This is a genomic window from Hymenobacter sp. HDW8 (genome assembly GCF_011305775.1).
GTDB classification, from domain to species: Bacteria; Bacteroidota; Bacteroidia; order Cytophagales; family Hymenobacteraceae; genus Hymenobacter; species Hymenobacter radiodurans.
The window spans coordinates 3,930,303-3,955,886 of record NZ_CP049907.1; the positions used below are offsets into that span (position 1 = coordinate 3,930,303).

Annotated in this window: 19 protein-coding genes and 1 pseudogene; 11 read left to right on the forward strand and 9 right to left on the reverse strand. The window is 47.9% G+C overall.

Annotated elements, in window-relative coordinates:
- Nucleotides 1-119 precede the first annotated feature (119 nt).
- From G7064_RS16840 to G7064_RS16880, 9 genes and pseudogenes are all read left to right on the forward strand, one after another.
- A complete protein-coding gene (locus G7064_RS16840) occupies nt 120-2,369 on the forward strand; it encodes a patatin-like phospholipase family protein (RefSeq protein ID WP_166074488.1) in 2,250 nt (749 codons plus the stop codon).
- A gap of 264 nt (nt 2,370-2,633) precedes the next feature.
- Nucleotides 2,634-3,764 (forward strand): P1 family peptidase, encoded by a 1,131-nt coding sequence (locus G7064_RS16845; RefSeq protein WP_166074489.1) that lies wholly within the window; start codon nt 2,634-2,636, stop codon nt 3,762-3,764.
- On the forward strand, nt 3,754-4,623 hold the full coding sequence (locus G7064_RS16850) for an aminotransferase class IV (RefSeq protein ID WP_166074490.1): 870 nt from the start codon (nt 3,754-3,756) through the stop codon (nt 4,621-4,623). Before G7064_RS16845 ends, G7064_RS16850 begins: the two co-directional genes overlap by 11 nt.
- Before the next feature lie 266 nt (nt 4,624-4,889).
- Nucleotides 4,890-6,104 (forward strand): glycoside hydrolase family 26 protein, encoded by a 1,215-nt coding sequence (locus G7064_RS16855; protein ID WP_166074491.1) that lies wholly within the window; start codon nt 4,890-4,892, stop codon nt 6,102-6,104.
- A 578-nt stretch (nt 6,105-6,682) separates the two neighbouring features.
- On the forward strand, nt 6,683-6,976 hold the full coding sequence (locus tag G7064_RS23315; RefSeq protein ID WP_166074492.1) for a transcription termination/antitermination protein NusG: 294 nt from the start codon (nt 6,683-6,685) through the stop codon (nt 6,974-6,976).
- Nucleotides 6,895-7,949, forward strand: a pseudogene (locus G7064_RS23320) (WecB/TagA/CpsF family glycosyltransferase). Before G7064_RS23315 ends, G7064_RS23320 begins: the two are co-directional and overlap by 82 nt.
- A gap of 234 nt (nt 7,950-8,183) precedes the next feature.
- On the forward strand, nt 8,184-9,578 hold the full coding sequence (locus G7064_RS16870; protein WP_166074493.1) for an undecaprenyl-phosphate glucose phosphotransferase: 1,395 nt from the start codon (nt 8,184-8,186) through the stop codon (nt 9,576-9,578).
- Between the two features lie 26 nt (nt 9,579-9,604).
- Nucleotides 9,605-10,306: a GAF domain-containing protein gene (locus G7064_RS16875; RefSeq protein ID WP_166074494.1), complete on the forward strand. Its 702-nt coding sequence runs from the start codon at nt 9,605-9,607 to the stop codon at nt 10,304-10,306.
- A gap of 97 nt (nt 10,307-10,403) precedes the next feature.
- The gene (locus G7064_RS16880; RefSeq protein WP_166074495.1) at nt 10,404-10,970 is read left to right on the forward strand and encodes a serine O-acetyltransferase; all 567 of its coding nucleotides are present in this window, start codon (nt 10,404-10,406) and stop codon (nt 10,968-10,970) included.
- A 182-nt stretch (nt 10,971-11,152) separates the two neighbouring features.
- Here the strand turns inward: G7064_RS16880 and G7064_RS16885 are convergent, their stop codons facing one another.
- From G7064_RS16885 to G7064_RS16925, 9 genes are all read right to left on the reverse strand, one after another.
- Nucleotides 11,153-12,205 (reverse strand): glycosyltransferase family 4 protein, encoded by a 1,053-nt coding sequence (locus G7064_RS16885; RefSeq protein WP_166074496.1) that lies wholly within the window; start codon nt 12,203-12,205, stop codon nt 11,153-11,155.
- A gap of 20 nt (nt 12,206-12,225) precedes the next feature.
- Nucleotides 12,226-13,101, reverse strand: a complete 876-nt coding sequence (locus G7064_RS16890; RefSeq protein ID WP_166074498.1) for a glycosyltransferase family 2 protein — start codon at nt 13,099-13,101, stop codon at nt 12,226-12,228.
- A complete protein-coding gene (locus G7064_RS16895) occupies nt 13,067-14,311 on the reverse strand; it encodes a VpsF family polysaccharide biosynthesis protein (protein WP_166074499.1) in 1,245 nt (414 codons plus the stop codon). Before G7064_RS16895 ends, G7064_RS16890 begins: the two co-directional genes overlap by 35 nt.
- Before the next feature lie 18 nt (nt 14,312-14,329).
- Entirely contained in the window at nt 14,330-15,682 is a 1,353-nt protein-coding gene (locus tag G7064_RS16900) for a flippase (protein WP_166074500.1), read from the reverse strand.
- Nucleotides 15,683-15,820: 138 nt separating this feature from the next.
- Entirely contained in the window at nt 15,821-16,840 is a 1,020-nt protein-coding gene (locus G7064_RS16905) for a glycosyltransferase family 4 protein (RefSeq protein WP_166074501.1), read from the reverse strand.
- Between the two features lie 138 nt (nt 16,841-16,978).
- Nucleotides 16,979-19,327, reverse strand: coding sequence for a GumC family protein (locus G7064_RS16910; protein ID WP_166074503.1), 2,349 nt, complete (start codon nt 19,325-19,327; stop codon nt 16,979-16,981).
- A 10-nt stretch (nt 19,328-19,337) separates the two neighbouring features.
- Entirely contained in the window at nt 19,338-20,111 is a 774-nt protein-coding gene (locus tag G7064_RS16915) for a polysaccharide biosynthesis/export family protein (protein ID WP_166074504.1), read from the reverse strand.
- 430 nt (nt 20,112-20,541) lie between these two features.
- Complete coding sequence (locus G7064_RS16920; RefSeq protein WP_166074505.1) at nt 20,542-21,159, reverse strand: thioredoxin family protein; 618 nt, start codon at nt 21,157-21,159, stop codon at nt 20,542-20,544.
- A 48-nt stretch (nt 21,160-21,207) separates the two neighbouring features.
- Complete coding sequence (locus G7064_RS16925; RefSeq protein WP_240731454.1) at nt 21,208-21,666, reverse strand: TlpA disulfide reductase family protein; 459 nt, start codon at nt 21,664-21,666, stop codon at nt 21,208-21,210.
- Between the two features lie 241 nt (nt 21,667-21,907).
- On the opposite strand from G7064_RS16925, the gene G7064_RS16930 reads away from it, so the two are divergent.
- Nucleotides 21,908-24,058 carry a hypothetical protein gene (locus tag G7064_RS16930; protein ID WP_166074506.1) on the forward strand — a complete coding sequence of 717 codons (2,151 nt, stop codon included), beginning with the start codon at nt 21,908-21,910 and terminating at the stop codon, nt 24,056-24,058.
- Nucleotides 24,059-24,298: 240 nt separating this feature from the next.
- Nucleotides 24,299-25,576 (forward strand): zinc dependent phospholipase C family protein, encoded by a 1,278-nt coding sequence (locus G7064_RS16935; protein WP_166074507.1) that lies wholly within the window; start codon nt 24,299-24,301, stop codon nt 25,574-25,576.
- Nucleotides 25,577-25,584 lie beyond the last annotated feature (8 nt).

Here is a 25,584-nt window from a genome sequence, read left to right on the forward strand (position 1 = left end):
CTCTGAAATACAGACAATTATAAAACAATGAACTATAGTTGCAGCTATATATTACCTGAACAGTAAAATAGCTGCCTGAGAGCTTTTTCTGCGGGCGCAACCATTATATCGGTATGGCCATGACTAGAAAACTCTACTTGTTATTCTTACTGGTAAGCTGCGCTGGTGTGCTACACGCCCAAACGCCCACATCGCGCCCCCGCATCGGCTTAACATTGAGCGGCGGCGGCGCCCGCGGACTGGCCCATATTGGGCTATTAAAAGCACTCGACTCGGCGCAGGTACACGTCGATTATGTTACGGGTACCAGCATGGGGGCCATCGTTGGCTCATTGTATGCCGCTGGCTATTCCGGTGCCGAAATTGAACAGGTGGCAAATCAGCTTGACTGGAATGCCTTGCTGACCAACGCCGCGCAGCTGCGCACGGTAACGCTACCCGAAAAGGACGATTTTGGGCGCTTCCTAGTGGAGCTACCGTATGTGAATGGCGCTTTCCAGTTTTCCAGTGGTGTTATTGAGTCGGAGGAACTGTGGCTCAAGCTTAGTGAGCTATTTTTTCCCTACTACAAGACGAAAAGCTTCTCCCAGTTCGAGCGCGGCTTTCGGTGCGTCGCTACGGATGTAATTTCCGGGGAGCCGGCCGTGTTGCAGAAAGGCGAAATTGTGTCGGCAATACGGGCCAGCATGGCTATTCCGTCCTTTTTTACGCCCGTACAATACGACGGCCGACGCCTAGTAGACGGCGGCATTGTGCGCAATTTTCCGGTTTCGGAGGTGAAGGCCATGGGGGCCGATGTAATTATTGGCAGCAATGTGTCGGCGGGCGCCTACACCGATGCCAACCTGCGGAGCCCCGTGGATGTGCTGCTGCAGATTTCTTCCTTTAAGGACAACGCCGACTTCAAAATGCAGAAGCTCCTATGTACGGTGTACGTCGATTATCCGCTGGGCGATTATAGCAGCGGCAGCTTCTCGGCTTCGGCCCCCATCACTACGCTTGGCTTGCAAAAAGGACGCGTTGTATTTCCGCGCCTGCGCGCCCTCAACGACTCGCTGAACGCCCTGTATGGCCCAAATTTGCCCCCCACACCGGCTGCACGAGCCGATTCCGTTTTCATAGCAGAATACGCCGTGCAAGGTGTGGAGCCCGCCCTGGTACCGGCCCTGATGCAGCAGATGCAGTTTAGCGCCAATCGATTCTACACCGCGCCCCAGATATCGTCGGCCATCCGCAATGCGTTTGGAACGCGTTACTTCCGCAAAATAATCTACTCGCTGCAACCCATTTTCGACTCTACGGCCCGGGTCGTGTTCGATGTCGAACGGAACGCTCGTACGCGCGTGGGCCTGGGGTTGCACTACAATTCTTTTACCGGCATCGGCCTAATTGGGAGCATCGCCGCCCAAGATTTGCTGCTGCCGTCCTCTACTAGCCAAGTAGCAATCAATATAGGCGAAAACCCACGGCTGCGGCTGAAGCACACCCAATACCTAACCAAGCGCAAAGACGTGGTGGGGCGCTTTATTGCGCAGGGCGAGCGCGTGAGCATTACGACTTACACCAACCGCTTCGATAAGGCTGGCTTGTATACGCAGAGCTATGTGACGGCTAATGCGCAGCTATTTAAGCTCTTGGGTCGCAACCGTGGGCTCGGTGTTGGCACACGCTACGAGTACGGCCGCTTCAACCCGGAAATCACTTCAAGGCTACAGATAGACGGGCGGTTGCGCCTGCTGAATAGCTACTTGCTGTACGAGGAAAATACCCTAAATGCCGTGGCGTATCCTACGAAGGGCCGTCGAATAGAGGCGGAAGCGGGCGTAGTGTACAGCCAGCGCGCAGACTTTAAGGTATTGAATGGCGATATAGTGGTGGGCACCGAAGACTCGCCTGATTTTTCGTTCAAGCCCTACACGCGCTACCGACTGCAGGCCGAACAGTACGTGCCCCTGACCAAGCGTTCCACACTACTTTTACAGGCCCAGGCTGGTATCAACCAAGGGTACAAACAGGCCGTTGCCAACGATTTCGTGGTGGGTGGGCTCAGTCACGTGATCCGCAATCAAATTGTCTTTGCGGGTCTGCCCGAAGCTGGACTGTTTGTGAGCAGTGCCGTTGCTGGCTTGGTGGGCTACCAATATGCCATTGGGCCGCGCGTATTTATTACGGGCAAAGCAAACGCGCTCTACCACGGATTCATCGATGATAACACCAACATTCAGCCCTCCGACGTCATATACGGCGGCTCACTTACGCTGGGTATCAACTCTTTTCTGGGTCCCATTGATGCTAGCCTGATGTACTCTGATGTGTCAAAAAAAGTACTGCCGTACTTCAATATTGGCATTCCCTTCGGCTACCGGTAAATGAGCTGGGGGGCTTTTTTTAAGCTGATAACTACGGCCAATGATTTTCTCAGGCCCGGTATCAACAGGTTTTGTCGTCATCACATCAGCCATCATGATGTTATGATCAAAGCCGATTAGTATGAATGGAAAAAGCGCGTAGCTGGTTGCTCGTCCTTACCTGCTTTTACCCTTTATAGCTTGTATCTGGGGTTACTCACACAAAACTGCCCACTGGTATTTAACGCTCAGCCTGATACATTTACTTACCTTATCTGTACCCGCATGAGATTAACCCTACTAGTGCTGCTTCTCTTGGGTTGCGCCTTACAAGCTCGAAGTCAGGAACGTAAACGCGCCAGGGAGTACGGCATCCGTATTGGCGTACTGCCCACAGGTGCGCTCAACGCTATTACCGATGTGCCTGGCGTGCGCGTAGGGCACACCACCTTGGTGCAGGGCCAGGCAGTACGAACCGGCGTAACGGCCATTGTGCCGCACGCGGGCAACGTATTTCAGCAGAAAGTACCAGCGGCAGTGTACGTTGGCAATGGCTTTGGCAAGCTGGCAGGTAGCACCCAGATAGAAGAACTCGGTATCTTAGAAACGCCCATCGTCCTGACTAATACGCTCAGTGTGGGCACGGCCCTGAACGCGGTGGTAGACTACGTGCTGCGACAGCCTGGCAACGAAGTGGTACAGTCGGTAAACGCCGTGGTAGGGGAAACCAACGACGGGGCACTCAACGACATCCGGGGCCGCCATGTCACGGAGCAACATGTACTGGCCGCCATCGAGCAGGCCCGGACTGGTCAGGTGGCCGAGGGCAACGTAGGCGCTGGCACGGGTACGGTATGCTTTGGCTTCAAGGGCGGTATCGGCACGGCCTCGCGCCTGCTACCTGCCAAGCAAGGTGGCTATACCGTAGGAGTACTGGTGCAGACGAATTTTGGTGGGGTGCTTCAGATCAATGGAGTACCGGTTGGGCAGGAATTGGAGCAGTTTTACCTGAGTCAGCAGTTGAAAGACCGCGCCGATGGCTCTTGCATGATTGTAGTTGCTACTGACGCTCCCATTGATGCCCGCAACCTGGAGCGACTCGCCAAGCGGGCCTTTCTGGGCCTGGCCAAAACGGGCGGCATTGCTGCCAACGGCAGCGGCGATTACATCATTGCTTTTTCAACGCATCCGGGCCTGCGCGTGCCCTACGCGCCTACGACCCCTACCCAAACGACGACCACGCTTACCAACGATGCCATGTCGCCGCTATTTATGGCGGCTATCGAGGCCACGGAAGAAGCGATTATTAACTCGCTTTTCAAGGCCGAAACTCTGCAGGGCAAGCAGTTACAGCCCATTGAGGCCTTGCCGCTGGATAAAGTTCTAAAGATTTTAAAGCAACACCATGCCCGCTAACTCGCCTCTGTACGCGTACATCCACGGCCAAATTACGCCCCTCGACCAGGCTTTTCTGCACATCAGCGACTTGGCTATTCAGCGCGGCTACGGCGTGTTCGATTTCTTCAAAGTGCATGCGGGCCAGCCTCTATTTCTCGACTACTACCTCGACCGCTTCTACCAATCGGCCCAACTCATGGAACTTGCTGTGCCGTTGGCACGTCCGACGTTGCTGGCAGTCATTCAAGACCTTATTCGACACAACGACCTGCCGCTGTCCGGTGTCAAGATGATTCTGACTGGCGGCTACTCAGCCAACGGCTATGACCCAAGCGAGCCCAACTTGCTTATTACCGAGCAGCCGTTAGTGCTGCCCACTTCTGAGCAAGTAACGACGGGCATCAAGGTAATAACGCACGACTACTTGCGCGAAATACCGCCGGCCAAAACCATTAACTATTCCATGGGCATCCGCCTAATCAAGCAGATCAAAGCCCGCGGTGCCGACGATGTGCTCTATCATCATCAGGGCGTGGTAACGGAGTTTCCGCGCGCCAATTTTTTCCTGGTAAAGCAGGATAATACGGTAATTACCCCCGCTACCGATGTGCTGGCGGGCATCACGCGCCGCAATATTCTGGCGCTGCCTGAGTCGCCCTATCCCGTGTCAGTCGGCACGATAACTCTCGAGGATCTATATCAGGCCAAAGAAGCATTTCTGACCAGCACTACCAAGCGCGTGCTGCCGGTAGTACAAATTGACGATGTAGTACTGGGTACCGGCAAGCCCGGACCGGTAACCCTAGCCTTGCTCCAGGCCCTGCTTGAACTTGAAGTAGAAGAAAAACAGCAGCAAACGGCAGTAGCAACAAGGTAGAAGCTCTCTGTATTCCTATCTTCAAAAAAGCCCCCCGCGTCCAAGTAGATGCGGGGGCTTTCCTTTTTACATAGATAGGGTTTGGGTAGTATTCTCAATTGCTTCAAGATTGATATTGCGCTTTAATAGACTCACAACAGTCACTAACTTGACTTGTAAATTGTAAGGTCTTAGGTTGATTTCTTATTAAGTGAAGCAGAGAATACAAACCGTATTGTCGCGAAGCCTAATCAGAATGGTACACCTTTATACTAACTTACTATATTATGCAGCTTCACTATTTTTTCAACAAGCACTATGTGGCTTTACTGCTTTTATTTCTTTTGGGCTCTTGCAAAAACGTGATGCCAATGAAGTCAAAGAATCAAGGAGGTTTTTATTCTCTAAAAATGCAGGCGGATAGGCCAGTAGGAGAACAGAAAATCATTTCCACAATAGATAAAGACGCTACCTTAGAAACAATTGCTTTATATAATAATCTAAAAAACGCAGGAAAGCTACATACGTTATTCGGGCATCAGGATGATACTAAAACTGGTTACGATTGGGCTAATGAATATGATTTTCAAAAAATGAATGCGCCCTATATTATAGATTCAGATGTAAAGAAAGTAACTGGTGCTTATCCGGTTGTGTATGGCTGGGACTTATCGAGGATCATAGATTTCTATACTGGCGATAGAAAAGCTTGGGAAACTAATATTACGCGGAACCTTACAATAGAAGCATATAACAGGGGTGGTATCAACACTTATAGTTGGCACTACCACAACCCAGTAGCAAAGGAAGGTATTTGGTGGCAGGATGCTCAGGTTGAAGCAGTTAAGCATATTTTACCTGGCGGGAGCCACCATGAAGTTTATAAAAAATCTTTGAAGGAATTAGCCAACTATATAAATTCTTTAATTGGCGCTGATGGTAAGCTAATACCTATCATTCTTCGTCCCTTTCATGAAATGAATGGTGACTGGTTTTGGTGGGGAAAAGGACATTGTACAGTTCAGGAATACAAGCAGTTATATCAATTTACTGTTAAGTACTTACGGGATGATTTAGGCGTACACAATCTCTTATTTGCTTGGTCGCCGGACAGGGCATTTACCACAGAAACACAGTATTTAGAGTATTACCCTGGAGACGCCTATGTAGATATTGTAGGTATTGATAACTATTTTGATTTATTGCCAGGTAATGATCCAAGTGTAGCTGGTGAAAAACTAAAGATCATCTCTGACTTCGCTATTAAAAAAAATAAAATTGCTGCCTTTACTGAGACTGGACTAGATAAAGTATATAAAGCTAATTGGTTTACGCAAATGCTGTTGCCTGCGCTAAAAAATCAATCAATAGAAATTTCTTATTTGATGCTATGGTCTAACACAACTGATATGTATTGGACGCCTTATGTAGGCCACCCAGCTGTGAACGATTTCATTGATTTCAAAAACGAATCATCTATAGTTTTTAGTGACGAATTATAATGATAATTCGTCACGATCATGGTAGAAATTATTATTAAGTATATCAAGTAAAAAGCTTTTATTCGTCCTGATTTTGCTGTTTTATATTGAATGAGTTATTAATTATGTAATAATTTTACTTTTTTACTTTTTTGTGTATTTATACTAGTTCAGTATTGCGTGAAGATGTCTAGAGAATTTGTTAAACAATTGTATGCATAAGGTCTATGCGCAGTATGCTTCAAAAACTATCTCCTGGCTTAATTCAGCCGACTCATACACCCAGAAAAGCCCTCCATAGATTACTATTCCTTAAAATTTAGCCATAGTAATTGGTATGTAAAACCATATGCCGTTTTCTAGCTATTTTATACATTGATTACCTGTGTTACTTAGGGTAAAGAGATACGGACAGACTATCTGGCGTCACATACTCTATAGTTATTATCACGTAAATATCAGATAATCAAAATTTTAATAGAGGATAATGCTAGTGATGTTTATCCAATTTATGATACTGTACAAACTCATCTATATATGATTTTGAAATAATCCGAGAATGGTAATAATTCATGGATTAATTTTCATATTATTGGTACATGAATTGGTACATTCTTTCGACAAAGCTTGGCTACGAACAGAAAGTAGTTAAGAATCTTACCAAAAAATACGAAGCATATCTGCCTTTGCATCAACTGACAGACGAGCAAAAGGGTAAAGTGCTACAACCCATTTTCCCGGGTTATTTCTTTGTATATGCCAAACCTGATCAGCTAAAGGAGATTGCCAAGGTAAAGGGGGGGCAAATCTTATGTATTATGGCGACAGTTGCGCCATCGTGCACGAGGAGGATATTCAACTGCTTGAAAAATTCTTGCAGCACTATACATTAGTGCAAGAAGATAAAATAGCTGTAAATCCCACTGAAAGAGCCAATCTAAGTGATAACCTGGACTTTAGGTCAGGAGAAACGGAGGGAGGAGCAACACGAAGCCTCGTAAAACTGAGACTACCTGCCTTGGGTCGCACCCTGTTGGCAGAGAGCAAAGTAGTCAAGGGAGATAAGGTACGGATTGGCAAAGCCTACGTGAATAACGTAACGCAAGAAGAGGCAATTCTGGAAATTGAGCGCCTGATTGCCAGTAATGCGAAGACGTATGTGGTTACGCCTAATCTGGATCATATTGTAAAGCTGGAGCAGGATACCGAGTTTGAACGCTGCTATGCTCAGGCTGGGCTCATCCTTGCCGATGGTAATCCACTAATCTGGGCGTCTAAAGTTCTGGGCACTCCGCTAAAAGCACTGGTTACTGGCTCTGATTTATTTCCGGCCCTGTGCAAGCGTGCTGCAGAACAGGAATATCGGGTGTTTTTCCTTGGGGGCTGGAAGGCGTAGCGGAGAAGGCTGCCGTTAACTTAACTAAAAAGTATCCTGGTCTGCAGGTAGTGGGGACATACAGCCCACCCTTTGGCTTTGACAAAGACGATATAGAGAATGGCCGTATTCTCGATATGGTCAATGCAGTAAAGCCACACTTACTTTTCGTTGGGGTAGGAGCGCCAAAGCAGGAAAAGTGGATGTACCGCAACTTAAAGTACTTAGACATTAACGTGGCGCTAGGCATCGGTGCTTCTTTTGACTTTGAAGCAGGTACGATTAAGCGCGCACCCAAACCGGTGCGCGATATGCGTATGGAGTGGTTTTGGCGTTTTTCTAGCGAGCCCACTCGCTTGTTTAAGCGCTATTTTGTCGATAGTAATAAGTTTATTCCAATCATCTATCGCCAGCTGGAGGAAAGCAGAAAAGGCAATCCAAATCCAGTCAACCCATTAGAAATGAAGGGACTGCATCAGTCACCTAGTTAAGATACACGGCTTTACTGAGTAGCTACTTCTCTAGTATATTCATTGACATTTTCGTTTGCTTATAATTGAGCGAATAAAAATAGGAGTAAGCCTCTTCACTGGCTATTTTCTAAGTACGGGGAACGGAAAATCTGTCCGTTTACCTAGCAGAAAAACAAGTACTTCTGCATCGTGAAATTTTGATTGCTTTTTCAAATACAAGCTTAATAATAATAGCCTAAGCGCGAAATAGTCATGGACAGACGTTTTCTACAGTTTCTGCAAATATTTTTTTTAGTCCTCGACTTATTTATCCTGAATGTTATTTATCTATTTACGCAACAGTATATTACTGAGCCGGCTAATACTAACTTTATGTCTGGTAATACCTTTTACTGGTTTGTATTAAATGTGTTCTGGATTGCTACAACATGGATAGGTGAGATATATGCTTACCGTAAAATATCAACTTTTAGACGCTTCACTAAAACAACATTCCATATTTATTTTGTATGGTCGTTTTTGGTTTTAGTATTTTCATTTTTTCTGCGCGATTTTTTTCCTTTAGCGCGTGTATTTGTTTATGCAACGCTTTTATGGTTTGCTGGGGGGCTTTTATTCAATCGACTGATTTTCTTTGCTGTTCAAATATGGGCACGTGAAAAGTCGGAACTGAATCGCCGAATCATCATCTTAGGACATAATAAGTTAGCTAAAAGATTAGCCGCATACTTAGAGAGCGAAGAACTGAATGTCCGCATTGTAGGCTTTGTAGATGAAGCCAAAAAAATAACCGAGCTATCTACTTACCCAGTATTTTCGGGAATTAGCAATTCATTGAAAATAGCCAATAAACAACGTGCTACGGAAATATATTCTACTATTATGCCGGAGAATAATAGTAGTGTATACAATATAATGCGGCAGGCTGATCAGAACTTGCTTCGGTTTCGTTTGGTACCTGATTTTACATTTTTCATCGACCGGCCAGTGCATGTAGATTACTTATATGATATGCCGGTTTTGTCGGTGCGGAAAGAACCACTGCAGGAAGTGATGAATAACTTTAAGAAACGGGCCTTTGATTTAATAGTAAGTCTTGGAGTTACCGTTTTTATTCTCAGTTGGCTGATTCCTTTGCTAGGTATTATCATCTATCTGCAGTCGCCCGGGCCCATTTTTTTTGTGCAGCTGCGTAGTGGCAAAAACAATAAACCGTTTCGCTGTTATAAGTTTCGCAGCATGACGGTCAATAAAGAGGCGAATAGTACTCAGGCTACCCGTAATGATGCCCGTGTAACCAAAATTGGCCGTATTATGCGCAAAACAAGTCTCGATGAGTTCCCGCAGTTCTTAAATGTGCTATTTGGTCAGATGAGTATTGTGGGACCTCGGCCGCATATGCTAAAGCACACTAAGCTTTTTCAGTCGCAGGAGGATCAATACATGATACGCCAATTCTTGAAGCCTGGTATCACTGGATGGGCCCAAGTAAACGGCTACCGTGGTGAAATATCTCAATTGAAACACATTCAAAAGAGAGTAGAGTATGATTTATGGTATTTAGAAAATTGGAGTTTATTACTGGATCTGAAAATAATTTTCCTGACAGTATATAATGTCTTCAAAGGGGAAGAAAACGCGTTCTAAACACTTATAACTAAACCTAAAAATTTATGCTAGTTGCTCCTTTGCCTTCAAATGAATCTGAACGTTTAAAATCACTGGCAGATCATAATCTATTAGATACGCTACCTGAAGAGGTATATGATGACATTACGCGCCTTGCTGCCGAAATATGTGGAACTCCTATAGCCGCAATCAACCTAATTGCCGATAACCACCAATGGCCAAAATCAGCTCACGAGCAGGAAGAAGGGAGTGTGGGTATACCCGTTAGAGAATACCTCACTGGCTCACGGGATAATTCCTTTTGTGCTCATACTATTTTGAATCCCAATGAAGCGCTGATAGTACCTGATGCGCGTTATGATGAACGCTTTGCTGATAATCCATTTACATTGGGTGATCCACAGTTAATTTTTTACGCTGGGGTGCCGGTTAAAGACGCAGAAGGGCGTGCCTTGGGCTCGCTGTGTGTCATTGATAGCAGGCCACGCGAGTTATCAGAACATAAGTTGGAATCGCTTAAGGCACTAGCTAAATTAGTAAATACCCATTTCCAGTTACGGCGCACGAAACTAGAGCTGGAAAAAAAGCAGAGACAGGTAACCGCCGCTCAGCCTATTTTGCAGACCATGATTCAAACCATTGGCTCGATGCAAAGCACTAATAATAGTGACGAAATAAAGCAGGTGAACTCGTTGCTAGAATCAGCAAAATCATTGCAGCATGTGTTGGATGAGACGCCAGCCTAAACTCCTTTTATGTATAATCTAGTGTAGTTATATCATATTAATATTCCTTTATATATAGCAATCCAGTCGAAGGCTTTGGCCGTATTTATAGTAAAATATGACAATTAACTTTATTAAATCAGATCTAATAAGGTACTCAGGGAAAGTAACTATAAAGGAGTTTGTATTTCACTTCTTCATTACGCCAGGGTTTAAATACATGTTTTTCTTTCGAATATGCCAAGGCATAAAAAGAAGAAAACTATACATATTTTACCCTTTTTTTAGACTTATTCTGCGGCACTATAGCTATAAGTACGGGTTTGATATACCAGCATCGACCTCTATTGGATATGGATTTTACATTGGTCATTTTGGCAGCCTAATTATACATTCAAGCGCTGTTATTGGTAATAACTGTAATATCTCTCAGTGCGTAACTATTGGCTATAGTGCGAGTCCGGGTAAAGAAGGCTGTCCAGAAATAGGGGACAATGTTTTTATAGCACCCGGAGCGGTAATAGTGGGAAAAATTAAAGTTGCGGATGATGTTGCTATTGGAGCTAATTCAGTCGTGCTAAACGATTGTATTGAGCATAAAGTATATGCTGGAAACCCGGCCAAAATCGTATCTGATGCAGGGTCCAAGGATTATGTTATAAAAAAATGGGAAGTTGTTAATTGATTTAATCGATAGTGTTATAACTGTTAATAAAGATTTACCTGGCTTTAGATAGTATAATCTTATAATAAGGAATTCTTACAGCCAAGAATTTTCTACAAGGGTAGCTATAACTATAAAATTGTAATCTGAAAATATTTACCTTGGGTAATTAAAATTAAAAACATATTCGACGAGCGAATTAACTACGTGAGTAAGGCTTGATACTCTTGTAAATAGCCCCCCACACATGCGCTAATTGAGTATTCCTGTTCGGTAACAGGCTTAGAGTTTTGCATCAAGAGCGCAATGCGGCCGCTTTCGTAGTCGTCCAGAATGCTTTGTAAGACATGGGCACAATCCTGACTATCGCCCTTCTTAAATAAATAGCCGCGCGGAGTACGACTAATAATTTCTGCTGGCCCCTCAATATCCGAAGCCAGAACTGGGAGGCCGGCTGCAAATCCTTCTAAAATGGTCAGGCCAAAACCTTCGTACCGGGAGGGCTGCACGAGCAGATGATACTGAGCAAGATTTTGATACAACCAGTCCCGGTTTCGTTCGCCTAAGAAGGATACCTCGCTCGTTAAATTTAGAGTAGAAACCAGATTTTGTAGGAAAGATAGGGAATCACCACTACCCACTATATCGAGAGAAAAATTACTCGAGACACTGTCCTTTTTAAGCTGGCTTAAGGCATGCAATAATACGTCGTGGCCTTTCTTTTCGTGCATGAGCCGGCTAATTTGCACAAGCTTGATTTTTTTGCCCGCGCCTGAATAATCCGTCCGTTTCTTAAAGGCGGAGACGTCGATTGCATTATAAACCTTCTTAATGGGCCTATCGAAGCGCTGGGCTAATTCCTGCTGTACAGCATCAGAGATGGCTACCAAAGTAGAATAGTAATGATAATAAGTCGTGGGAATGGCTACATCGTGAATGGTATAGAGTAGTTTGCCAACCCCCGCTTTAATGATTTTGCCAATATCCGGCTCATGGCAATGAATGATATCGGGATTGAGGCGGCGTAGCAACAAGTTGAATTTTAGCAGCGGCCATGGATTCCGGCTGCCTTCCTTGCGGTTTATCTTATAGACGGCCACGCGCTTGTCAAGCTTATCCAAAAGCGCCTGGCTGTGAATATTATTCACAACAATGAGGGCCATGTCATGCTGCGAGCACATCTTATTGAGCAAGTCGACGGCCAGAACCTGAGCGCCACCCATCTCCAGCGTAAAAAAGCAGTGTACAATTTTCATAAAGTCTGCTTTTAATCGAGCTATTTAAGGGTTATTAAGGTCCGTAAAGCTGCCGACGGGGTGAGGAAAATCAGTGCTTTGTACAAACTCTTAATCTGGCCATACGAGGATTCAACCATAGCCCGCGCATCATCCTTTTTGGCAGCGGCGATGCCTAATAGCACCGCGTGGCGAAACTTAGATTGGTAGAGTGCTGGGGCCATAGCATAGAGGTCGGCACCATACAACTCGAAGTATTTTTTTAGGTAGTAAAACTTACTTGTAATGGCCTCCGTGCTTCGCAGGTTTAGCGTTTTGGTAAGGTTGTCTGTGCGGGTCATGTCACCCCAAGTCACTATCTCCGGGATTACCAGTTGCGGCTCGGTGACTTTTTTGACCCGCATCCAGTTTAAGTTTTCATAGGCGCGGAACTGCTCAAAAAACGGGAACCGAAGCATTATGTCGCGCAAGATTACGTGCGTGAAATCTCCGTATACGCTTTCAGTTAGCCAATCCCTGTAACTGATAGTGTAAGGGGTGGTAGCCTTTACTTCTTGTTTGCCAGTAATTAGGAAAAGGAAGTGTTGGACATGCGGATTCGCATCTACATACTTGGAAACCGTATCTAGCGCATGAGGAAGGAGCATGTCGTCGCTGTCCAAAAAAAGGATATAATCACCGCTAGCCTGCTCAATACCTCGGTTGCGAGTGTAGTTTACTCCCTTATTAGCGGGGTTTTTAAACAGCTTCATCTGCTTGATATCCATGGTCTGAAGCAACTCATAGGAGCCGTCGGTGGAGCCGTCGTCAACTACAATTACTTCGTAATCAGCCGTAAGCGCCTGAATGCTGCCCAGGCAGCGGGGCAGATCGGCTTTCCGGTTATACACCGGAATAACGATAGATATCTTCTTCATGTACCGACTGTTCTTCGGGTGGGAGGGAATAGGCGTGAAAGCCTACTAGTGAAGCTAAGGTGATGATGGAAATGGTAGTAGTGTTAGTTGCCATTGAGTTATTACCCGACGCTATCAACAGAATCACCCCCAGCAAAACGAGTCGGATGGGAACAGCTAGGTTATGAAACAAGCTGTACAAAAAGCACACAAAGGAAAAACCCAGTACAGCTGTCAGAATGAAGCCATACTTGAAAACCCAGATAATCCAGAAGTTTTCAATGATGTCGACTTTCTCCAGATACATTGCTGTCATTATCTGATCCTCGCCAATGCCCCAACTGAGGTCGCTGAGGGTGAAATGACGAAACATATCAAATACTCGGGAGCGGACATCGGCGCTATCGTCGTCGAAGCTGGCACTGGCGAAGATTCGTTCCCCAAAGGGTGTGCTGACTAATACAAAGGCGCACAAGCTCAACATCACAAAAAAGAGCAGCAAGTAAGTGAAGAACCGCCCCGCCGCTTCGTCCTGATCGTAATTTCGCAAATCGAAGTAGAGCAGAAATGGAAAGCCTAGCAAAATGCCCCCCAGCGCTGTGCGGGCGCCAAATGCGAAAATGGCCAACAGACCAAGGCCGAGGTAAAAGAACTTCGTAATGGTAGTATCCGAAATAATGACAAAAAACAAGGTCAGGAAGGCCATTGCTAAGCCATTATTGAGCGGGTGCCCCAATAGGCCATACGACCTAAATGACTCAAAAACGGCCTCCTCGGTGGGGCGGAGAATGATGGTGCTCAAGGCCCGCTCCAGGATGGCTAGCCCACAGTTGGCAACAAAAAACACTTTGAGCCAATAGAGAATTCTGTCTTTCAATTCGTCTGTTGCATCCTGCAGCAGCAATACAAGCAGGACCGGGGCAAACAGAGTGTCTAGGATGAAGAAGTTGGCTTTCGACTTTCCTAGCGTGATAGAGTACACAAATACTAAAAGCACCACCAAACCAAAAGCACGCACTGCTGCGCTACGCGGGTTGAAGAGCGTATTGTATTTCACACTTTGAATTCCCCACAGCCCAAACAGTAGGTAAGTGGCGGGATGCAGGCGAAATAGTGCGCCGCTAGTTGGGTCGGACTGGGGGTAGTGTAGTACGTCGAGCACATTGGCGCCCAAGAAAAGGAAGAGAACCAGCACCAAAGGCAAGATCGATATTTCCTTTTCGGCGTCCATAGCTCACTGGTGAGATAACTAGTTACTTGGTTTGCGACCGAATTTCTGCTGCAGGCTGTGCACCATGGGCACTACTGCTTCCGATACATAAGTATAGCGGAAATAGCTGCTGTTGAGCACCTGTATTCCCTTTTTGCGCAGATAGATCCACATAATCAGAGCAATGGATAGCTCAGTGAGCAGCCAGGCCCAAGCAGCACCCAGGTAACTAAATTGAGAGGTCAGCAATAAATTGAGCGCTAGGCCAATAATGCCCCCCAAGGCAATTATTTTGGTGTAGGGCTTATCCATTTTTAGGTTTACCATGGTTTGCACGCCCATCAAATTACTCATGCCCATTAGCACAGGAATAAAGCACAAAATGCGTAGCACGGTAATGGAAGGGTGGAAGGCATTGCCATAGAAAATCGTGATAATGAATGGCGCCAGCAGCCATACTCCGGCGCCCATCAGCACTGTGAGATACACGATAAATGGGGCCGTCATTTGGATCCGCTCAATACCTTTCTCGCGGCTGATACCAAAGTTCTCCCCGATGTAGGGAAACAAGGCCATACCAAGGGGGATGGTTACGGTGGTGTGCATAATGACGACCAGACGCCAGGCAGCGGAAAAGAAGGCTACTGCCTCACTACTTTGCACCAATCCCAGAATAAGGGTAGGAGCATACGAGTACACGTTGATAGAGATAAAGGAAAAGAAGATGACCCGCTCATTCCAGATATGGCGCAGTACCTTTTTAAGGGGGACGTAAAAAAGGCTTATATCGTATTTGCGGATGGCCCAGATGAATGCAACAACACCCACAATAATGTGCGCTACTCCGATAAGAAAGGGCTGCCAGATGTAGTCTTGCTTCTCACGTATAACGATCAGCACGCAAACCGTGAATAAGAGCTTGGTGATAAAGTTGAAAATGGCAATGTTGTACAACTCCTGCATGCCTTGGTAAAGCCAGCTAGGGGTAAGCACAAAGGAGAATACAAGAATGAAGGAATAAATAGCGACCAGCTTTTCCTCCCGCAGCTGGGGGATCGTATTGAGCAGCACCAAAAAAATCAGTAGCGACACTCCAAACAGCAGCAGCTTGGCGTACAGCACCTCATTGAAGACATTGCTGCGGGTCTGGACACTGTTGCGGTTCATGGCAATGGCACGAGTAGCGGTCAGATCAAAGCCATAGTTCGTCAGCAGAATGAAAAAGGACATAACCACGCTGGCAAAATTGATTACCCCAAACTTGTCGGGGCCAATGATGCGCACGATAATAGGAATCGAGATAATGGGCAGCACGTTGTTGGCAGCCTGCAGCAGGCTCAACGATAAGAAATTCTTGAACAGGCTGCTGTTCTCTTTTACCAATGCCGCCATTTGAGAAATTAAGCCGGTTAATACGGCAGTTTGATACCAGCCGCCGTAGAGTTGTTAATAGGCGCTAAAGAGAAATACTAGGCGGAAGAATAATAATCTGTTTAGCCACAAATGGCGATGAGCCAGTAAGCCCGTCCATTAAGGGGTAGGTACCTGCGAAATGTCGTGGTACATGGCTACTAGCCAAGCATTAAGTTTCTCGAGGTTATAATCTGCCTCAATTTTCTGCTGATTACTGCGCGCCATTTGAAGCATTTCGGCGGGGTGAGTAGCGACATAGGTGATATGCTTACTAAGACTCTCTACATCGCCTGGTGTTATCAGGAAACCGTTGACTCCTTCCGTTACTAGGTCAGGAATGCCCCCCACGCGGCTGCTGATAATAATTTTGCCCCCCGCCATGGCTTCCAGAATGGACATTGGCAATCCCTCATTATAGGAAGGCAAAACCATCGTGTCGGCTTGCTGTAGCCAGTGGCGCTTTTCCTCGTCGCCCATCCAGCCCAGCACCTTCACTTGCTCTATAAGGCCTTTGGCTTCTATCAGTTGCTGCACCTGTTCGATTTCCCCATCCCCGGCAAGGTAAAAGCGCAGATTGGTTTGTGGGTGTTTGTTTTTAAGATCTTCAACCGCTTTCAGTAAATCGTATACCCCTTTGCGTTGCCCTAAGCGGCCAAGAAACAGAAAGCGGTTCAGGTTGTCTGGCGTAGTGAAGCAGGAAGCGAAAGCCGCCGGATACACACCATTATGGAGCACCTCTACATTGTCGGGGGTGATGTTCTGGCGAAAAAAGGTCTGCCAAAAGCTCGATAGCACCAAGATCTTGCTGCACTGAGAGAATATCTTTCGGATATATGCCTTTTGCAGAGCCCCTGACTGATTATAAAAGGTATCAAAGTCTGCACCATGTACATGCATGACTACTGGTATGCGACGCACGCGACATTGCAATACGAAAAGACTTTTGCGGTAAAAGCTTGCATCGGAAGCTACATGGATGTGCACAACATCAATGTCAGACTCCTGCAGTAGCTTCAAAAAAGCTCGGGATGCACTGCTTATCTTTTCGCTTGCACTTCCCTCTCCATGAGATACAAAATGAATGAACTCAACTCCAGATGCTGTATTAGCAAGCATGTCCCGGATTACTGTAGCCATACCACCCTTGGTTCGGGTAATGCTCGGTCCAACTATTGCTATTTTCATGCAGCAACATACAAATGGTTATGGAGAAAATACAATATAATGTAGCAGAATATAACTACAAGGTTTGTAGAAGAACCCAATTAGGTGCACTCACGTGATAGGCACTCCATACTCCCGGCGTGTGGTAGTCAGGTTGAGTTTGGTAGAGAGAGCACTGCCCTTATACACTTTTTGATACCCATACCCGTATCCGTAGCCCGTATAGCTGGTCAAGAACCCCCGGGGCTTAACTGCATTAAATACAATAGATAGATTGGGCATAGCCAGCAGCTTATTATTTTCATCTAAGTGCTGCACGATAGCTAAGGGCGTAAAACCCTGACGGACTATCAGCATACTTACATCGCTCCAACGGCTTAAGATATAGGCGTCGATGGCAAGTTCTATCGGGGGCGTATCAATGACGATGTACTCATAGGTTGCCCGTAGATGATCAAAGAGTTGCTCCATAGCTGGACTTAGGTACAAGGAAGCAGCCGCCTGACTCGAGCCCGCCCCCAGTACATCTAGCCCTGGCGTAGAAGTCGCATGAATTATTTGCGAAAGCTGGGCTGTGCCACGAAGAAAATCATCTGCTCCTTGCTTACTGGTTAGCCCGTAGACGTGCGTGGTTTCCGGGGCATGTAGGTTTAAATCCAGAAGAATAGTTTTATAGCCAGCCACTGCCAGACTTTCCGCTAACTGCGTACTGACAAAGGTCTTTCCCTCATTTGATAGGTGAGAGGTAACCAGGATGCTCTGCTGCTTGCGGGTGCTGTCGTAAAACCCTAGTGCAGCCTGGAGTTGCTCAAACTGTCGGGCGATTACAGCCGGAGGTACCGCCCGCCGGAGCCAGAAACGGCAGCTACTACTAATTTCCCCTACTACGGGCAGCGTGGTAGCCTTCTCTAGGGTTGAGCGAAACATAACTTTGCCCCCCGCTTCTTCTTTAATAAAAACATAGGCTGTGCTCAACGCGAAGCCTGCTAGGAGAGCTCCAAGTAATACCAATATCCTTTTGGAGGCCACGGGTTTCACACTAGCTTCGGCGCGGTCTACAACACGATTATCCGCTAAGTTGGACGCAGAGCTAAGTTCGGCCTCTTCCTTGCGCTTCAGCAGAAAGGCATAAACATCACTCTTGATAGCTTGCTGGCGGCTGATTTCAAGCAGCTCTCGCTCCTTGCTGGGCAGTGTGCGCAGCACCGAGTTGTACTGACCAGAGCTGCCCGCAAGAGTGCCGCGGCTAGCCAGCAACCTGTTGCGCTGGCTGCGCACAATATTGCTAATTCCCGGCTTTATCTCCTGTATTTCACTCTCGACTGCTCTGGTTAATGGATGGTTTGCCCCAGACGAGGTGCTTAAGTTAGCTTGTCGCAACTCAAGCTCATTAACCTTTTGCAAGAGGTCAGCCAAGACTGGGTCGCTTATACCTAGTGTTGTGGGCACAATGCCGGTTCTGCTTCCGCCCGCCCGCATATAGTCTTCCACTTTGTCCAGCACGGCCAACTGGGTATTTATTTCAGCAATCTCCCGGTCATTCTCGGCTACATTCTGCAGATATAGCTGTCCTTGCTGACTTAAGTCAACGACGTTTTGCGAAGACTTAAATTTTTGAATTTGATTCTGAATCGAATCTAGTTCTCGCTCCACGAGCCGCACGCGGTCCGTAATGAAAGTCAGCGTGTTAGAGGCTAACTGATTGTTGTTGACTGCGGAAGCCCTGTTATAAACTTCAAGTAATGAGTTAACTATAGCTTCTCCTCGCTCCGGTACGGCATCGGTATATTGGACGGCCACGACACTGGAGAGTTTGCTACTTGCACTTACCTCCAAGTTGGTAATCATGTCATCTGTGACCTCTTTCGGGTCAAGCAGCGAGAAGTATAGTGGGCGGTCTGTAGACCTCTTCTGAGCTGGGTTTTTGCTAAACCTTAACACCCCGTAGGGGGTCTTTTCCCATTGCTGAAGAGAATACGCTTGTCCGTTTATCCTTACCTGTTCTGCTTTAGAATCGTAGGTGAATAAGACTTGTTTTTGAGGCTTCAATGAAGCCGGGTTTTGGACTTCCAACCGTACTGGAGAGCTGAGGTAAGCAGAAGCAGCTTTTAGGCGACCGACTTCGAATGTGGGAGCGTAAAGACGTAAGTTATGCACCACCGTATTTATCAGTGTGCGAGACTTTAACACCTGCACTTCATTCTCTACCGTCTTGTTGGCAGCGTAGACATTAAGGGAACGCAGCGTTTCGGATTCTTCTACTCCTTTGGCTTTGTCATTGATAACTAAAGTAGCATTGATTCTGTATACCGGTACGATGTATTTGGTGGCAATAAAGGCGAGAGCAAATAAGCTGGCACACAGCAACGCATATAGGGGCCAATAAGGAATATAGCGTGAGGCTAATAACCCTATCAAACTAACATCGGAACGTACTGGTGACCTTCGTTCAGGTTTCATAGAGACCCTGCTAGTTTGATAAGATGTTAATGACTAGTACCAAAACCGAGAAGCTGCTGACAATAGCTGGCAAGTATTGATTTAGGCGGCTGACACTAGCTAAGCGGGCTTTATTAGGCTCAACGTATACGATATCATTGGATTGAAGATAATAATAAGGCGAGGTAAAGAGCTCCGAAGAGTTCAAATCAACCCGGTGTGTCACTCTCTTACCACTGACTTCGCGAATCACCAAAACATTGTTACGCCTACCGTATAACGTAATATCACCTGCTAGGCCCAGTGCTTCCAGCAAGGAGATCTTTTCGTTCTGTACACTAATCACTGTTGGATTAGCAACTTCCCCCAACACGGTTACTTTATAGTTTAGCACTCGTACTTCCACTACAGGATCTACTAGCAGCTTACGATTCACAATGGCATTCCGGAGGGAGGCCTGCAACTGATCAGTAGTTAAGCCCTGTGCCTGGACGTCGCCGAGCATCAAAAAGCGGATCAGTCCTGCCTTATTGACAAGGTAGCCCGCAAGCTCCAGCTGTGTGCCGGCGGGCGTAGTGCTACGAACTTCCGGACGGCCTGGACCATTGAATATGCGGGCAGCTTCCGGGTTTTGGCTGCTGACTGTAATGGCTAAAATATCATTCGCTTGAATGATGTGTTCCGGAGCACTGAGCTCTTGAAACTCACTGTTTTCCTTTAGGTTATTGAAGTAAGTTGCTTTACGTGTATTAACGCATCCCACCAACAGCGTCGCTAAAAGCAGCACAAGAAAAGATCTAATCATAGAGGCGGGTAATAAATGGCGATTATAGTGGAGAAAAGAAGTAACCCGAAGCTGACTTTTCTGACTCAGAACAGCATTCAAAAACCAAAGCTTTATGTCCTGAAGGGACAAGTTATACTGCCGATACTGTCTAGGCAATGATAGTAGTACAATGACTTGACCTCTGGCTGAGTCGAACTTACCACAGCACAAGTTTAGTACATTTCAAGGATAAAGTAGCTGTATCACAACTGATCGGTAGTAGCAACTTGCTACAGAATTATGCAAAGTTTCTGTACGGACGTAACAATCTTAGCAGACTACACAAATGCTCAAGCGTCACTTATTCGGCTTAAAGCACAAAAAAGCCCCACTTCCTGCATAGGCAAGCGGGGCTTTTGTATAGAAACTAAAATGAAGAAGAAGGTATAAAAGACCACTGGGGGCTTTATTAGGCTTTCTTCCACTTAATAGTGCAACCAATGGCTTTGGTTGCGTTGGTAGCAGCGGGTTTGCCCGCCATAATATCGGTCATGGCATTCTCCACGTACTTGGTTTTCACCGCAGTAGGCTCTTCTGAGTTATCATCGATGGCCCCGATGTAGGCGACTTTTAGGGCATTGCCCTGGCGGGTGAGCACATAGAGGTGGGGTGTGCGGGTAGCACCGTAGGTCTGCGCCACTTTTTGCGTTTCATCCAGCAAATAAGGGAAAGGGTACTTCTTGCTGGCGGCGCGGGCCTGCATCTTATCGAATGAGTCGCCGGGTGCTACGGCGGGGTCATTGGGGTTGATGGCTACCACGGGATAGCCTTGGGGGGCAAATTTCTTGTGCAGATCAATAATCCGGCTTTCGTAGGCCTGCGCGTATGGGCAGGTATTGCAGGTAAACACCACGATAAAGCCCTTTGCAGCCTTGTTGTCGGCCAGCGACATAAGCTTGCCATCCACATTTTTGAGCTTAAAGTCGGTGGCGGTGTCGCCTACTTTGTAGCCGCCGGAAGGCCGGACAAAAGCGCTCAGCAGCACGAGGCCGAAGCAAAGGACGAAGAAGGAGGTTAGCTTTTTCATCGGGAGGCAAACAAGTTAAGAGTGAGAAATACGCGCCTGACCACCTGGCTAGCGCAAAAACTTGGTGAGTTGGGTAGTAAGCTCAGCTTGCGTAAACTCCTGCTCGAAGCCGACGCGCTTCTGCTTTTTGTTGTTGAGCATCAGCGTGAATGGAATAGCCCCCGACCATTTGTCATCTACTTTTCCAAGCCAAGAATTAGGGTCGGTTTCGTTGAGCAGGAGCACTTCCGATTTAAGCCCGCGCTTCTGCACAAAGGGCTTTACTTTCTTGTCTAGTTGAGAAGCGTAGTCGAGGCTCACCAGCAACACTTTTACTTTCTGGCCGGCGTAGGTCTTGTTGGCCTGCTCAAAATAAGGCAGCTCCTTAACGCAGGGACCACACCACGTTGCCCAGAAGTTGACCACGTAGGTTGTGTCGTTGGGTTGGCTCAAGCGCTTTTGCAGGGCCGGAAACTTCACCACTTCCACCTGCTGCGCCTGGCTAGGCGCGGCAAACAGCAATAGCATGCCGGCAAAAAGTATTCTTACTAGTAGCATAGGCACTTAACGTTGACAGTGAGGCTTTGGTACGAAAGACGTAAGAAAATGAAAGAAGTGGCACGTTTACTTTTTTCTTTCTCAACTCACCTTCTTTTTCTAAATTATAGACAGGATAACACCAACATCCTCAGTTGAATAACAGCCACTACGGAGGCGTGTGCTAGTAGGGGCCCGATCCAGGTATCATGTTCCTGATAGCGCTGTTTCTATGCCTCTCCTGACTGAAGTTCAACCTGAGAAAAAGAAGCGTCGCTGGCCGATTTGGCTGCTTGGAGCCGCCGTGATTATCAGCCTTGTAACGGTCGCCCTGGGCCGACTTGATGCTTGGCTGCACCAAGCCCTGGAGCAACAGGTAAGTCAGGCGTCGGGGGGCTTTTATAGCCTCCGAATAAGAGAGCTTCACACCAGCTTATGGGCCCGCTCCCTGACAGCACGGGGAGTGCAGTTGCGCTCCGGTCCGACGCCGAGCAGCCAACTCCCGCCCGTGCGCGCAGATGTGAACACAGTTCGCGTGCAGGGCATAGGGTTGCTGAGCTTGCTGCGCAGAGGCGTAGTGCCGATTAATAAAGTGATGATAGAAGCCATACGTCTGGAAGTAGGCAAAATGCCCCCCAGCACTACCAAGCCGTCGAAACCGCTGTATGAGCGCCTGCCGCTGCACGTGAAAGGGATACGCCTCAATCATCTGTTTCTGGTCAACGTGGGGGGCAATTATACGCCCAATAAGCAGCCGGTATTTACCCTGGGCCGCGGCGACTTAGAGGCACATGACATTCTCATCAGCCCGGTTGGGGCCGCCGATTCACAGCGCGTGAGCTATGCCCGCCGCACCTCTTTTCAGCTAGCCGATGCTCGCGTAGTGGCGAAGAACCATATAGCAAGCGTGAAGGCGCTACGATTTTCCTCCGACCGCCAGCTGCTGGAGCTAAATACTGTGCGCGTGCAGGCTATACAGCAGAGCAAAGAACCTGCAACCACGGCACGACTTACGCTCTCGCTACCTCAAGTGCGCCTCACTGGTCTTCAGGCTCTGCCCTTAACCCGCCAGTTGCTACAGGCTGATTCTCTGCTTCTAACGTCTCCCGAGGCCACCTTTCTGGCAGGCTCTCCGACTCCAAAAACCAAGGTGCGCCCTCTGCACCAGCAGCTGCCACCTTGGCTGAAGCGTTGCATGTTGCGCTATGTAGGCTTATCTGGGGGGCAATTTCGGCTGCCTAAAATGGCTGGGTCACCCACCGTTCGGGGCGTTAGTGTGCAAGCTGTCGACATGCGAATAGACTCGTTGGGCGCCCACGACCCAACGCGAATTTTTTATGCCGTAGCCTGGAAAGTACGCACTGGCCCAGCCACGGCTCTAGTGGATGCCCCTTTTTATCGGGCTCGCTGTGAAAAGTTTCAACTAGATTCTCGCACAGGTTTGGCTCAGGCGGATGGCTTGACCCTGACGCCCACTATGGGCCCCGCCGAATTTGCCCGCCGCAAACGCCTCTCCGCAACCCGCCTGACGGCTCGCCTGACACAGCTGCGGCTGGTAGGGCTGAATTGCGCCACCTGGGCACGCAACGGGGAGTTAGTGGCTAAGGCGCTGGAGCTACACAACCCGCGGCTACAGATTACCGGTAATGAGAATTATCCACAGCCAACTGATTTGTCGGTAGTGTCGCCGGAGCAGCTTCGGCGGTTACCTTTTCGGCTACACTTGGGCACAGCAAAAATCATCAACTTAAGCTTCCAAAGCTCCGAAATTGCCAAAGGCAGCACAATTCCCGTTAATTTCTCCATCACCCGCCTCCATGCCAGTATCAGCCCATTCACAAATAGCCCCACGTACCGGAGCGCCAGCCCATCCATCGGGCGTGTTTCGGGCTGGTTGGAGGACAAGTGCTTTATGCAAGGGGTGTTTAAATTCAATTTTGCCGATCCGCAGGGACGCCACAGTTTGGTGGGCTCGTTTGGGCCGACCCCTTTCGCTATTCTGAATCCAGTAAGCGAGCCAAGCGCCCGCATTCGCTTCGAACGGGGGCAGGTCGAGCATATCCAGTGCAACTTCCAGTTTGATCGGCGGGGTGCCCGCGGTACCGTCTGGACGCGCTATTCTGATTTGAAGGTGTCCTTTATCAAAAGGAGTCGTGGCCCTGATAAAAAAAATATGTTCACTCGCGCAGAGTCCTTTTTAACCAATAGGTTGATTGTGCGCGGTAATAACCCGCGCCGCCCTGGTCAAGCGTTGGAGCCTGGTAAAGTTGGAATTGGCCGCGACCTGACTCATTCTGTGTTTTGGGTGTGGCGCATGGCAATGGTTGAGGGCCTGCTGAGCAGCGTTGGTGTACCCGACGCTTTTACCGACACGATGGAATAGCTGCGTAAATGCGTCCGGGATGCCCAACCGCTGCGGAGTGCCGTCGCGCTAATGCAGATTCGTAAGCTTCGTGGTAATGTTCTTGCTCAAGGGATGCAAAAAGCCCCCCGCAGTACCGCGTACTAGTTACCCAGACATAAAGTCTGTTGCCACCTAGCATAACTCCGGTCGAGCTTTCACGTACTGAGTATTCTAAAAATCCAACTTTCAGCATCCCACCTTTTGCTTTCCACATCTACTATGCTGAAATGGCTTTTCTCCGCTCTGGCGGCTCTGTTATTTTGCGTGCCATCAGCCTCTGCTTACTCTGTATTAACCCATCAGGCCAATATAGACTCAACGTTTGACGTGTGCTTAGTCCCGCTTATAAAAAGCCGATTTGGCACCGCTACCCGCGAGGAGTGGATAGAGGCTAAGTCTTTTGCCTACGGGGGGGCAATTATTCAGGATATGGGCTTCTATCCATTTGGCTCTAAGCTCTTTACTAATCTTACCCACTACGTGCGCAGCGGCGACTTCGTGCGAAACCTTCTCGATCAGGCCCACGACCGCAATGAATACGCCTTCGCACTCGGTGCGCTGGCGCATTACGTCGCCGATATCAAGGGCCATCCCCAAGGCACCAACTTAGCGATGGCCTCCGTGTACCCCGAGCTTAAGGCTAAATTCGGGACGGCCATTACCTACCACGAAGCGCCCGTACAGCACACCCAGCTGGAGTTTGCTTTCGATGTAGTGCAATTAGCGACGGGCCGCTACCGCTCCGCTGCTTATCAGAGCTTTATTGGCTTTCAGGTGAGTAAGCCGGTGCTAGAAAGAGCTTTTCTTCAAACTTACGGACTGGAATTAGGTCAGGTGCTGCCTAATGTAGACCTGGCCATTGGCAGCTACCGGTTTGCTGTGCGCGAGCTAATTCCGATTGCTGCCCGGGCCGCGTGGCACGCTGAACGTGATGAAATCAGAAAGCTCAGCCCTGGAGCGCGCCGCCGCGACTATACGTACCGGCAAAGCGAGCGGGAGTATCGCCGGCAGTATGGGGCTGACTACCAGAAGCCCGGATTTGGGGCTCGGGTGCTGTCTAAAGTGGTGCGGGTATTGCCCAAGATTGGACCTTTAAAGCCCTTCGCTTTCAAACTCCCGACACCCGAAGCCCAGGAACTGTTTAAGAAAAGCGTTCGGGTCGTGATGAAAGAGTATTGCAGCTTGGCTCAGCAGGAGCAAACTGCCAAATCACCGCCTCTACCCAATGCCGACTTCGACACGGGGAAACCCACGCAGGCAGGGGAGTATGCTCTCGCCGATGAAACGTACGGGGAGTGGGTGCGCAAACTCGCCGACAAGAAGTTTGAGAGCATCTCGTCCCCACAGCGGCAAAACATCTTGGCTTTCTTCGGTGATATGTCGAAGCTGCCCGTGGATGAGGAGGAAAAAGAAGCCAAGAACCTCGAAAAAACCCGGGCAGCGCTGCAAGAACTGCGAAACATACAAGCACCGGCTGGTATAGAAGCCAAGCCTTAGCCGGTAGT